Source organism: Carnobacterium jeotgali MS3 (assembly GCF_000745125.1).
Lineage (GTDB): Bacteria > Bacillota > Bacilli > Lactobacillales > Carnobacteriaceae > Carnobacterium_B > Carnobacterium_B jeotgali.
In genome coordinates this window covers 666,600-679,587 of record NZ_JQNF01000005.1, presented here as the reverse complement: position 1 = coordinate 679,587, position 12,988 = coordinate 666,600, and the positions used below count along the sequence as shown (strand labels likewise).

The window sequence follows — 12,988 nt, the reverse complement described above, 5'->3', positions numbered from 1 at the left end:
TGTTCTTAGAAAATTTCTGGCTTAGTTACAAAAATGTCATGTCATACTAATAAGCTACCTTCAATAGAAATAATAATATTTATCTTGCTTTAATCAATTGTTTAGTTGCTGATACATTATTTTGTTCTTTAATTTTAAAGAACAAAAAGGACATCTATTTATGATAGTTAAAGTCAAACCACCTTTGTCAATTGTGTTATTTATCAAACTAATAACAATAAATAATATTTCAAGCAATTAATGAGCATTTTACGTTCATCTATTTTAAAAGACTGTCTTTTGTCCTTTATAAATAGAATGATTGCCATTAAAAACATAAGAAATACAAACGGTTAAAAGAAAATAAGGTAGATAATTGAAACCAAAAACTTCTGCTCCGATTAGTGCAGGTGCAATAAGTGTATTTGTAGCAGAAGAAAATACACTTGCATAACCTAATGCAGCGACAAACTCTATAGGTAAACCGAATAAAGGAGCAAGCCAAACACCCAAACTAGCACCAATTGAGAAGATGGGTGTTACTTCTCCACCCTGAAAACCTGCGGCTAAGGAAAGAATTGTTAAAAGGAATTTTAAAAGCCAATCATATCCATAAATACTTCCTCCACTAAAACTTGCGGCAATTAAATTTGTTCCAAGACCTGAATATCTACCCATTTGGAAAATTAAAAGCAATAAACTAATTAAAATCCCTACAAAGAAAATTCGTTTACTTAAATTTGGGATTTTCTTTCCTATAAATTGTTTTGAGTAGCCTAAAACATAAGCAAAAAGGCCGCCTACAATCCCAAATATCATACCTAAGAGGATCATTTTAACTATAGTTTGACTATCCATCGTTACAGCAACATCTAGATTAACTGAAAATTTTTCTAGGCCTAAAAAGTGAGAGACATAACTAGCCACAAATGCAGCGATTAGAGCAGGAAATAACGCTAAATATTCTAATTTACCGACCACTAGAACCTCTAGTGCAAAAAATGTAGCTGCAAATGGGGTTTCAAATAAGCCACCAAACCCTGCAGCCATTCCTGTAATCAACATTATTTTTGAAGCATTTTTAAAAGGAATTTTCCGACCAATTGCATGAGAAAAAGTCGCACCAATCTGAACAGCGACACCTTCGCGTCCAGCACTACCACCAAATAGATGGGTTATCCAAGTGCCAATAATGGTTAAAGGAATCATTCGTTTAGGAATCTCGTGCAATTCTTCATTGCCTGCTGAAAAGACTAAACTCATGCCTTTATTCGTATTCTTTCCTATTTTTTTGTACATATAGACAATGATCAATCCAGCCACAGGAAGGAATGGAACTAAATAAATAAAATGACTATCTCTAAAACTGCTGATAAAAATAAGAACTTCTCCAAATAATGCATCTAACATTCCAACTACTAACCCAATAAATACTGCGACAACTGCGTATATCCCAATTTCTTTATACTCTACTATATATTTCCTCATGTGTGTATTCCTTTCATCCAGTATAAAACGAATTTTATTTTCCTATCGCTTATGATAGCGTAGTTATAAGAAGCGTAAAGTCTTATTTATCTAATAATTTTTTGTAAGAAAGATCTATAAATATTGCACCTAGTGGAGCAGTCAAAATAATAGCAAGAACAGCGACACTTAGAATAAGGCTACCTGCTGGCACACCCATCGCTAACGGAAGAGAACCAATCGCAGCTTGTACCGTAGCTTTTGGTGTATAAGCGCCTGCTGTAAATAATTTTTCTTTAGCTGTTAAATTGGTACCAGCAACACTTAAAAACACTGCTAACATACGGAAGATTAGAGAAATAAAAATCAATAGAACAACAAAAAATCCTGCTTCACTAAGTGCCGATATATCCGTTACCGAACCTACTAATACAAATAAAAAAACTTCTGCACCTGACCAAACTTTTGAAAATTTAATGTTAATTCTATTAGCTAAAAGTGGATATAACTTCAATATAATCCCGCCTAAAGCCATAACGCCTAATAGACCAGAAATAGGAAAAATCCCTTTCAAACTGTCTTCTAGAGAAACCATTAAAAAACAAACACTTAAAATCAACAACACTTTTACAGTATCGCGAACATGAAGATACTTGAATAGTTTAACCATAATGTATCCAACTAGAACTCCTAAAAGAATACCAAATAAAATCGCTACAGGAACCGAAAGTAATGAAAAGAAGTCAAATCTATTCCCTTGAAACATTCCCAAAAATGATGTGAATAAAACTATCACAAAAACATCGTCTACAGAGGCACCAGCTAGAATCATTTGGGGAATTCCTTTCGCTTTTCCATAGCCACTTTCGATAAGGCCAATCATTCGCGGAACCACAACTGCAGGGGAAACAGCTCCCAAAACAGCTCCTAAAATAGCCGCTTCTAAAGTACTAATTCCAAATAATAATGGGGCTAATATCGTTACTGTAATTATTTCAAATGTAGCGGGTAAAAAGGTCATTAAAATAGCCGGACGACCTTTTTTTTTCAAGTCACTGATGTTCATGGTCAATCCTGCTCTAAATAATATAACAATCAATGCAATTTGACGTATATCAGCTGAGATAGATAAAATTTTAGAATCTAAAAGATTTAAACCATATGGACCTAAAATAATTCCAGTTAAAATAAGACCCAATAAACCTGGTAAACGGAAACGACTAAAAATTGAACTAAATATAAAACCAACAATTAATATCAAAGCTATACTTAAAAGCATTCTTTACTCTACCTCCTTCTAAATAAAAAAATAATTTGCTCACTCTCCACAAAAAAAGCTGAAGACAGACTGCGGCCTATGCGCAGAAGTCATCAGCTTTAATAAGCGGTTTAAGCAGTATGCTAAGGGAGACATTCATTCCCAAAATGGTATTGTTCTATTATATAATTTTTCATCTTACAAGTCAAAACGTTGTATAGTCAGTTACTAGTATAGTATATTTGAAAATTGCATATATATATATATATATATATATATGTATTATTCAGGTAAGGAATTACTAAAATGACTCTTCGTTATTTAATTTAAATCAGCTTTTTTAGGATGGCTTGTTAAATAAGCATCTCTAGTTATTCCATAAAAATGGGTATCTACCATCTTACCTTTTAATTCATGTGAATCTTTAGTAATATTTTCGAACGTCATACCTACTTTTTTTAATACATTTCCTGAAGCTATGTGACCAGTATCATGACCAGAAGAGATATGTTCTAAACGGAGCGTGTTGAAACCTAGTGATAATATGCGTAAGCAGGCTTCAGTTGTTAAGCCTTGTCTCCAGTACTTTTTATTCAACATGTACCCAATTTCACCTTCATGCTTTTTATCCTCTACTCTAAACTCTATCACGCCAATCATTCTATGATCTTCTTTATGTTCTAACGCATAAAAACCTAATGGGGATGTTAAGTAATAATTCGCAATAAACTCTTTTGTTTGATGCAATGACGTATGTGGATTGAAAATGTATCTCATTGTTTCTTCATCGCTAGCGTATTCAAAAAAATCTGTGCCATCTTCCAAATTTATGGGCCTTAAAATCAAACGTTCTGTTTCTAAAATAGTATTTTCAGCTAGTAATAAAATACGGCTTTTTTGAGTTGTCATAAGTTCTCCTTCATCAGGTATTGATTCAGTTTATTAATAGAGCGCTATTAATTTTAAATGATACCATAATGGCAATACCTTTTTTAATTATTTATCGACTAAATTCTATAAAAAAATCCTACTTCTTTTTAAAATGGATTATACATAACTTAATAAAATCGAGATGCACTATTTATTCTAAATTTATTTAGCCACAACATTTAAACTATGAATCCAATTTTGATTATTAGTTCTTGAAAATCTGGATCTAGATAACTTTTCGACCAAATAAGATAGCGCTTTCGGTAGTTTTCTTCTTGTTCAGTTAGCTTAAATAAACGGCAAAGTTCAAATACTTGTTCGCAATGCTCTTTTGCCTTTTCTTCTTTTTCTTGCGTAAAATCCAAGATCCCCTTATTAAATAAAAAATCTAAATGAGGTTCAATTAATAGGGTATTCTCCGATAGTTTTTTTTCGAAAATAGCAAGAGTTTCTTCTGCATAATCGTAGCGCTTATGTAGAATAAATGTAGAAAAATTATTTGACAAAATGCTAAATAGTAGATTCATATCTTGTGGAATCGATTGGTATAATCGGCTTTTTTTAATCGCTGTTTTCATTAAAAGATAGGTTGTTTCTACATCAAATACAAAACCAAAAATGGCGTAAATATATAATTCCATTTCTCCCCAGTCTTCTACTTTCATCAAGTAAGAAAGAACTCTTGGTTGATTTAGTATTCTTTTTTCTTTATCTAGAATAATAATGCTATCCACAAACAATACTATGAAACTCATCCAACTATTCGATGTAGGTTTTTGATTTTTTAAATCAATAGCCAACTCTTCAAGTTTGTCATACTTTCTATTATTGAGCAAATTCTTTATTATATTAAAATATTTCTTTAATTCATTTTCTTCTTTTCTCAATAAGTAAAAATATTCTTCTGGTGAGGTGTTTACATTCTTTAGCAATTCAATAAATGAATCAATTGAAATCATGGATTGTTCGTTTTCAAAACGAGACAATTGAGAAATTGATAGTGTATTTCCAGCAGCTTCTTTTAGCTTCATGCCTTTTGCTATTCGTATTTTCTTAAATGTTTTGCTATAATTCATACTTTCTCCCAACTTATTGCATATATGCAATTCTTTATTTTGATTAAGTATAGTTCGTTTATAATTTAGATACAAATAAAATAATTGTACATTCAATACAGTATCCTTTCATTTAAAACTAGACTTATACCTCATAATTACTAAATAATTTGTTCTAAGTGAAAGAATGACTAGGAGGAGAAAAAATGAAAAAATATATATTGCGTTTCTGGAAACATAACTTGTTAATTTTTGGCTTATTAGTCATCACTAATGTTTGTCTAACATTAGTGAGTGTAGTTATGGCTTCCTCTTTAAATGCATTAGTTGATCTTAATTTTACATTATTTTTTGAGACAATTTTAGCCAATGCGGCAATTTTTATGGTGTTTTTATTCTTTTCCTATATTGAAATCAATAAAAGAAGCCAAACAAAACAAAAAATGGCTACTGCTATTCGAACAGATGTTACAAAACGAATGGAACAGACTAGCTACTCAAATTTCCATACAAAATCAGTTGGAACATATGCTTCCTGGCTCAGTAATGACTTAAATACGATTGAAACAGTTGCTTTCGATCAATTTTATACCGTCTTAGGAGGAATGATTAGCACTTTTAGTTCCATTATTGCCATGTTCATCTTTCATTGGTCCATTGTTTTATTGACCCTCTCTATTACTATTTTAACAATTTTATTACCCATGGTGTACCAAAAGCTGCTCAGCATGTCCTCTTTATTCGTAACTGAAGAAAGCGAACGATTCTTAAGTAAAGTGACAGATACCTTAAATGGATTTGATACATTTTTTTCCTTTAATTTATTAGAAAATATAACAAAAAATACGAAAGAAGCATCTATCAAACTAGCTGATGCTAAAAATAATCGAGCTAAAGTGACTGCAAAGGTAGCTTTGTTAGGTACTTTTGGAAATATTTTAGGGCAACTGTCGATTATGAGTCTAACTGGGTTTTTAGTTTTTCAATCAATCGTCTCCATAGGTTCAATCATGGCAACCGGAGAGTTAGCTAGCAATGTATTTAATACCGTCGGAAACATCAGCCAACAAATTGCTGCCATTCGATCAGCTGACCCAATTTTTAAAAAGTTAGAAAGCATTGAACCTTCATTTGAGAAACCCACTGAAGAAATTAAACGAGTTGAATCAGGAATTTTTTTAGACAATTTAAGTTACGCTTACGGTGACAAGGTGGTTCTGAATAACTTAGACTTCTCATTTCAGCTAGGTGGAAAATATGCCATAGTTGGTGAAAGTGGTAGCGGAAAGACAACTCTATTAAATATTCTAAACGGCAAATTAACGGATTACGATGGTTCAGTCCAATTTGCAGGAAAAGAATTAAGTCTCTTATCTGGAAGGGAATTGCGTGAACATATTTTATACATGGATCAAATTCCGTATTTATTTGAAGGAACAATCCGCGAAAATATCACTTTAGACGAAGATTTTTCCAATGAACAAATTCATCAGGCCTTAAAGAGTAGCTATTTAGAAGATGTGGTAAGAAAGCTACCTCAAGGAATCGATACAAATATTGGTGATGCAGGTCGTCTACTTTCAGGCGGACAACGACAACGCGTATCGCTTGCTCGTGGTTTGGTTCGTGGCAAAAAAATCATCCTTCTTGATGAAGGAACTTCTAGCTTAGATGAAAAGAGTGCGTTAGAAATCGAAAACCAATTGATAAAAAATGACGAACTAACCGTATTAATGATCACTCATCAACTTCGCGAGTCAATTCGGAAACAATTAAACCAAGTCATATTTCTTTCATAAAATATCACCTAAAGAGGTTTGATAAAAAGTAAAAAAATGCACTTATTTCAAGCAATTTATATGAAAAAACAAAAAGGTTTAAGAAGCTCAAAATTAAATCTTAAGTAAAATAAAATAGTTAAAACTTGGTCATTCTTAATAAGAGAATGTATACTAAAATCAATTAAGGTTTTGTAATAGAAATAAAATAGACTAAACATAAAGGAGAGAAAATAATTATGTTTTTAGAAGAAGTTGGTCTGATATTGGTATTGCTTTTAGGTTTGGGAAGCTGGATTATTCCACTTTATAGTTTATCGAAAAAAGATTTTTCTTCAAATAAACTCACGGTCAGCTTAGGCCTGGCATTTCTTAGTTTATCTATACTTTTAATGCAAGTCATACAATGGATTAGCCAGGGAGACTGGGCAACTTTGTTGGATACGTATGTCGCATTAAGAATGTGTGTCATTATTTTAATCTCTGGAGTATTGGCTTTCAATACATTCTTTTGGATTAGTTCTAAAAAACAAAAAAAGAAAAAGGTTTCATTATCCAACTGAATAAAAGACCACCACTCTACTAATAAAGTGGTGGTCTTTTGTTTAGTTAGAGATATCACGTCTGTTTCAACTTTAATAAGGTTCTATAAACAAGACTTTATCCAACTTCATGTTTTTTTATTTCTTTTTATCCTTACTTAATTTATTAAATAATTTCGAGTAGAAATACCAATTAAAACAAATAGCAAAAAAAGATAAAAAACCAGGAATCCATATTAAGTTAGCTTCAAGTTTGATATATTTAACATAACTAAATCCAAGGACAATCAACAACACAATTGTAACCAGATGAATGAGTATTTTTATCGCTTTCATATTGTAATTCACCTATCCTTATAATACGTTTATTAGCAAATAGATTATGGCTGTTTCACTTGTAGAGCTCTAGAGTTTTTAATTACGGACTAATTTGTATTCTGTCTATACTTTGTAATAAAAATTACAATAAACAATTATTTTTGTTTTTTATTATAACGTTTACGAAAATAAAATGGTAATCCCATCATTTGAATCAATAAACCGACTAAGATTAAATATCTACCTTTACTAAAATCTCCTGTTGCGGATACTCTGATATATCCAATTGAAACAATCATTAATCCAGTAAACTTATAAAATTTTTCTGATTTAAACGTAAATATCATCCCCTTTGACATTCATTCGCTCGCATGCCTTGATAATATGAGTAAAAATCTAATCAGAAGCTAAATAAACCGTCTATAGAATCTGAATTATTTTTTATCCTCTTTCTGCTTACGCAATTTAGTGAAAAGGTTAGAAAAAAGATACCAATTAAAAACTAGTCCTGCGAATAATAATATCCCCGGAAACCAAATTAAGTGATCATAATAATTAACATAATTAATATAAATAATGATCAGAGATATGAACATTAAAAATGAGACAATCTGGAATACTGCTTTCACTTTGATCTATTCCTCCCATCTTTTCTGGATATTTCATTTTTATTGTTATTACTGGTAAAGCTTCGTCCTATTTTAATAAAAACCCAGCTGTTTTTTTCCTTTATCCTTCTAAGTAAAAATAGATGTCTGACTTTCCTTCTTGTTTTGTATGCTTATAATCATTGGTATTTAGTCCGCCGATGATAAATTTTTGTTTTAAGTAAAATGTGCACGCAGCTATGTTATTGTCTTGCGCAACAGTGTACAATCCTACATAACCTAGTTTCAGAGCTATTTTCAATCCTCTGGAAATCAATTCTTCGGCAATCCCTTTTTTGCGAAATTTTTGATTCACTTTCAAATCATAAACGTACATGTAGCTGTTCCAATTTGCTTTAAAAACAGCTAAGCCAATACAATTACCACCTTCATAAGCACCCAGAGCAAACCCGTCTTTATTCATTTCTTCAAACTGATATGCTTCATTGGGAAACACCATAGAATGAACTTCGCTAAATAACTCTATATCTGTTTTCCAGTTCTCATTTAGACGACTGACAATTAATTTGCCAAATACGTCGAATGATTCATTTGGCAGGCGTAAATCTAGTTCACTTTCTTTTGTGATTTCTCGGTAGTCAACTCTACTCATTAGCTGTCCCCTTTCTTATTTATACCGTCGTTTTATTTTTTGAAAATACGATATCAAAAAAAGCTATGCCAAATGATACTCCTAAACCAGTACTGGCATTTTTCAGCAAATCTATCTCAGTTGGTCGAACTATGTAATCAAAACAATAATTTACTGCAGTAAACAATATTAATAAGCTAGTAAATTTAACAATTCTTTTTCTTATTTGATTCCATGTAAAATTTCTTGCATTCACAATAGTGATAATAGGAATATAAATAACCATCAAGACTGCAAAAAGGACATAACCCAATAAAAAATTAGTAGAAACAGGATTCTCTATGTTTTTATAAACAACTATAAGAGCTATTATCGTTGCCATTATGAATAAGCTATAAATGACTTTTGCGAGAAGAACGCTCATATTCTTTTTCATATTCATTCCCTACCTTTTAAATGAAATCAACTATAAACTAAGTATATAATAACTGGAGCAAGAACAAGAACAGCCAGTATGATGACCAAAGCAATGAGTATTTTATTGTATTTTTTCACTTGAGTACCTCTTTTCTTTTTTGAGTATCTAAATAAACTATAGCTTCAATGTAAATAGTCTTAGATCTATAAAGAATAATTTTTGGAACCAAAAACATATTATCGTTTTTAGTTTAATGCAAATACTATAAAAGGGATAGATGAAATTAATTATCTTTTTTTTTTTCAAATACGACATTATTAATCTAATCAACGTGGCCGTTAAAGCTACAAATAACAACCAACTTAATAGAAAACCATCTAAAGAAAGATATTGTGGTACAAAATAAGGGTATAATAAAAAGAAAATAAAAAATCATTAGGATATAGTACATATTATTTTTCAAAACATCTCCTCCCTTGATACTTTTATAGTACTTTCTAGAGTATTTGTAGATAAATTAACTTTACTATCAAACATCTTTTTCAAGAAAAATCATAAGTCTAGCTTTCAAAATATTTAGTAATGCCAAAACTGCACCATTATTTTTTCCTCAAGGTAAACATCTATATTTAAGTTTTATATTTTTCATCGCAACCTTGATTAAAGAATTTCTGTCAACCAATTCTGGTTTTCAGAGAAGAAAAATTACCTAAAACAACTAAAAAATATCCACATATTTATAGCAACATACAAGTGATTCATCCATTTTAAAATAATAACCATCAATGTTTAGTTTGATTGTTGTTATTTACAGCCTTTTCCCAAATTCTAATTATATTGACAATGATTATTAGCGGCAAAAAATAAAGCGTTTGTTTAGCAGAAGGAATAATAAATAAGAATACTATTCCAATAATGATAGCTATAATCATGGATATTTTGGTTACTTTCATTGTTATCCCCCCTTATGCTTACTCAATTTAGAAAATAATCTAAAACAGAATACCAGTTAAAATAAATACCGGAAATAATACTTACGAGTCCTATTATCTCTTATTTCATTTGAAAAGTAACGCACCGTTTGGTTTACATCTAGCAACCATTGGTTTACATTTTAATGCACGCACGGCTTTATCTAATTTTATCTATTGTAAATAAACATTTACCCTGCCAATATCACTTGATGAAGAAGAAGAAAGCAGATCCTATAGAAAAAGCTGCCACCCTCTTTTATTGAAAAGGAGGGTGGCAGCTTTTTTCTAGTTATCATTTCTTATACAGGATTGTCTTTCGATGATTTGATGAGGTAAAATGATTTTGACTGCTAATGTTTGTTTGCCTAAGATCAATTGAATCAGTTGATACACTGCTTGTGAAGTCAACGAATCAGTATGCAAATCAATCGAAGTTAATTCAGGACGGAACTTTTCAGCAAAAATAGAATTATTAAAGCCGATTATCGAAACATCGTTTGGTATTTTCAAACCAAACTCACTAAGTAAATAACTCATATTCAAAGCAATTAAATCATCACTAGCTACAATCCCCGTCGGAAAATCATCAGTTTCAAAAAGTTGCTGCGTTTTTTTACGATAAGCTGCTTTTGGAAGGGTCACATCCAGAATCAAATTTGGGTCTACTAGAACTCCAGCATCTTCTAACGCACGCGTATAGCCTTTTAAACGCGCTTGAATCACCATTTGTTTAGTGTTTTCTCCAACAAAAACAATTTTTTTATGCCCCAACTGCAACAAATAATTTGTTGCATCTTTTCCAGCAATAATATTGTCATTGTCTACGTAAAGCATTTCATTTTCATATTTATATGGTTTTCCAATCATCACATATGGTGTTTTTTCTTGGTGCAGGTATTCAATGATTGGATCATCTTTTTTAGAATACAAAACGATAAATCCATCGACGCGACCACCTTCAGCCATTGTTTGGATACTCTCCAACAATTCTGCTTCTGTCGTTCCAGAAGCAAGCGAAACCATGTATTTCTTTTCGTTGCATGCCTTGCTTATTCCTCGAATCATACTGAGAAAAAAAGTGTTTTGAAAACCTTGCCCTTGAGATACGGGCAAAATAACTCCAATCGTTTGTGTCGTTTGATTCACCAATCCGCGTGCGGTTAAATTTGGGCGGTACCCCATTTCTTTCATCACACGTCGAACATTTTGTTTTGTTTTTTCACTGATGCTGGGAGAATCTTGGATGGTGCGCGAGACAGTTGAAGTGGCTACTCCAGCTTTTTTGGCTACATCTTTGATTGTGACTGACATCTGCGCACATCCTTTCTTCCTTTATTCTAGGCTATATTTAATGCGTTGTAAACGTATACTTTGTCCAATAATGATATGTTTTTCCCGGTTCAATCACGATAGAGCAAAATTGAGGATGATTTATTGCATCAGGTAATTCTTGGGTTTCCAAGGCAATTCCTCGATGACTGCTCATTTTTTCACCGTCCACCAGGTATTCTTCTTCCATACCTGTAGTTGAAAATACCACTACGGCTTCTCGGTTTGTTTCCATCTTTAAGATTCGACCACTATCTGGATCATCAAGTCGAATAGTTTTGTTTCCTGATAATTTAAATGGCGTATCAAATCCTACAGGCCGGTCTTGAATGGCTAAATCCATCTTTTTAGGTTCTCTAAAATCGAAAGCTGTCTGCGCAACAGGAAGCAAGCGTCCAGTCGGCAATTTAGATTCATTCGTTTCCGCATAGTTTGCTGCTTCCATTTGAAGAGTGTGATTCAATACGTTTCGTTTCGTTTGTCCGCTCAGATTAAAATACGTGTGATTTGTAGGGTTAAACAGCGTTTCTTGATCCGATTTAGCAGTGATTAGCATTTCCCACACATTCTCATTGGTCCAATAATAGGTGACCGTCACGCTGAGATTTCCTGGATACCCGTTGTCTCCATCTGGACTGACAAATGAAAAAGACACACCGATTTTATCTTGTTCTTTGACTAATTGACTGTCCCAAACAACTTGACTGAAAGTTTGATTTCCGCCGTGAATATGATGTTCTCTCTCGTTTTTTGTTAGTTGATAATCTGACCATGCACCATCAGCGATACGACCTGCTACTCTTCCAACAAAAGCACCAAAATATGGCGAGTCCGTTACATAATCTTCAAACTGATTAAATCCGAGTACGACATTTTCTATTTTTCCTAACTGATCAGGCACTTCGATTTTCGTTACAACCGCTCCATAATTGATACAACGAAAAACAGCTTGTTGATCATTAGTAAGAACGTACTCAAAAACTTCTTGCCCTTCATGCCAACCATAATGTCGTTTATGCGCGTCCAACAGTTTCACTCCATACATCCATTAATAGTGCTGCTGTCAAATCGCTCGTACTTGGGACAACTCTTGTCGCTTTACCTAAATTCTTAGCTTCGCCAACACCAACAGAAACCATATGAGCAGCATTGATTGAATCCACGCCAGCTGCTGCATCTTCTACACCCACACACTCACTCACATCAACACCAAGTTGTTGAGCACCAGTCACAAAAATTTCTGGATCTGGTTTACCCGCTTTTAATTTAGCAGGGTCAACAATTTCATTAAAATAATCGGTAATTTGCAGTTTGTCTAAGATTATCGGTCCATTTTGACTGGCAGAGGCTAAGCCAATCAAAATAGACTTTGTTTTTAGTTCATCTAATAAATTTTTGATTCCAGGCAACAAATCTGTTGGCGACATTTTTTCGATTAATGTTTTGTATAAGTCGTTTTTCTCTGTAGCCATTGCTACTTTTTCTGCTTCTGTATAAGCATCTTGTTTGTTGCCTTTTTCTAAAATGAGGTTCAATGAGTCTGTCCGACTCACTCCTTTTAATTGTTCATTAAACTCCTCATCGATTTCGATACCAAGCTTAGTTCCTAATGCTTTCCATGCTTCATAATGGTAGACAGCTGTATCTGTAATCACGCCGTCTAAATCAAATAGTACTGCTTTCATAGAGTATCTTCCTTCC

General features: G+C 32.5%; 13 protein-coding genes and 1 riboswitch. Of the genes, 2 read left to right on the top strand and 11 right to left on the bottom strand.

What is annotated here, in order from left to right; all coding sequences use genetic code 11:
• Positions 1 to 264: 264 nt before the first annotated feature.
• From BP18_RS05790 to BP18_RS05775, 4 genes are all read right to left on the bottom strand, one after another.
• Positions 265 to 1,467, bottom strand: a complete 1,203-nt coding sequence (locus BP18_RS05790; protein ID WP_029277430.1) for a chloride channel protein — start codon at positions 1,465 to 1,467, stop codon at positions 265 to 267.
• A gap of 82 nt (positions 1,468 to 1,549) precedes the next feature.
• Complete coding sequence (locus BP18_RS05785) at positions 1,550 to 2,725, bottom strand: cation:proton antiporter (RefSeq protein ID WP_035050403.1); 1,176 nt, start codon at positions 2,723 to 2,725, stop codon at positions 1,550 to 1,552.
• Positions 2,726 to 2,801: 76 nt separating this feature from the next.
• A riboswitch (Fluoride riboswitch) is annotated at positions 2,802 to 2,877 on the bottom strand.
• Positions 2,878 to 3,025: 148 nt separating this feature from the next.
• Complete coding sequence (locus BP18_RS05780) at positions 3,026 to 3,613, bottom strand: GNAT family N-acetyltransferase (protein WP_029277432.1); 588 nt, start codon at positions 3,611 to 3,613, stop codon at positions 3,026 to 3,028.
• A gap of 200 nt (positions 3,614 to 3,813) precedes the next feature.
• Positions 3,814 to 4,710 carry an Rgg/GadR/MutR family transcriptional regulator gene (locus BP18_RS05775; protein ID WP_029277434.1) on the bottom strand — a complete coding sequence of 299 codons (897 nt, stop codon included), beginning with the start codon at positions 4,708 to 4,710 and terminating at the stop codon, positions 3,814 to 3,816.
• A gap of 185 nt (positions 4,711 to 4,895) precedes the next feature.
• On the opposite strand from BP18_RS05775, the gene BP18_RS05770 reads away from it, so the two are divergent.
• The gene (locus tag BP18_RS05770; RefSeq protein ID WP_007722739.1) at positions 4,896 to 6,488 is read left to right on the top strand and encodes an ABC transporter ATP-binding protein; all 1,593 of its coding nucleotides are present in this window, start codon (positions 4,896 to 4,898) and stop codon (positions 6,486 to 6,488) included.
• A gap of 218 nt (positions 6,489 to 6,706) precedes the next feature.
• A complete protein-coding gene (locus BP18_RS05765; RefSeq protein WP_029277436.1) occupies positions 6,707 to 7,030 on the top strand; it encodes a hypothetical protein in 324 nt (107 codons plus the stop codon).
• A 452-nt stretch (positions 7,031 to 7,482) separates the two neighbouring features.
• Here BP18_RS05765 and BP18_RS05755 read toward each other — a convergent pair whose 3' ends face one another.
• The 7 genes from BP18_RS05755 to pgmB all read right to left on the bottom strand — a co-directional run bounded on the left by BP18_RS05755 (position 7,483) and on the right by pgmB (position 12,972).
• Positions 7,483 to 7,686: a hypothetical protein gene (locus BP18_RS05755; RefSeq protein ID WP_035019414.1), complete on the bottom strand. Its 204-nt coding sequence runs from the start codon at positions 7,684 to 7,686 to the stop codon at positions 7,483 to 7,485.
• A gap of 370 nt (positions 7,687 to 8,056) precedes the next feature.
• Complete coding sequence (locus tag BP18_RS05745; protein ID WP_029277446.1) at positions 8,057 to 8,587, bottom strand: GNAT family N-acetyltransferase; 531 nt, start codon at positions 8,585 to 8,587, stop codon at positions 8,057 to 8,059.
• A 19-nt stretch (positions 8,588 to 8,606) separates the two neighbouring features.
• Positions 8,607 to 9,002, bottom strand: a complete 396-nt coding sequence (locus BP18_RS05740; protein ID WP_029277448.1) for a hypothetical protein — start codon at positions 9,000 to 9,002, stop codon at positions 8,607 to 8,609.
• 764 nt (positions 9,003 to 9,766) lie between these two features.
• Positions 9,767 to 9,937 carry a hypothetical protein gene (locus BP18_RS12715; RefSeq protein ID WP_007722772.1) on the bottom strand — a complete coding sequence of 57 codons (171 nt, stop codon included), beginning with the start codon at positions 9,935 to 9,937 and terminating at the stop codon, positions 9,767 to 9,769.
• 306 nt (positions 9,938 to 10,243) lie between these two features.
• Positions 10,244 to 11,269, bottom strand: coding sequence for a LacI family DNA-binding transcriptional regulator (locus tag BP18_RS05735; RefSeq protein ID WP_007722775.1), 1,026 nt, complete (start codon positions 11,267 to 11,269; stop codon positions 10,244 to 10,246).
• A 37-nt stretch (positions 11,270 to 11,306) separates the two neighbouring features.
• Complete coding sequence (locus BP18_RS05730) at positions 11,307 to 12,323, bottom strand: aldose epimerase family protein (RefSeq protein ID WP_407921352.1); 1,017 nt, start codon at positions 12,321 to 12,323, stop codon at positions 11,307 to 11,309.
• The gene (gene pgmB / locus BP18_RS05725) at positions 12,301 to 12,972 is read right to left on the bottom strand and encodes a beta-phosphoglucomutase (RefSeq protein ID WP_007722781.1); all 672 of its coding nucleotides are present in this window, start codon (positions 12,970 to 12,972) and stop codon (positions 12,301 to 12,303) included. Before pgmB ends, BP18_RS05730 begins: the two co-directional genes overlap by 23 nt.
• Positions 12,973 to 12,988 lie beyond the last annotated feature (16 nt).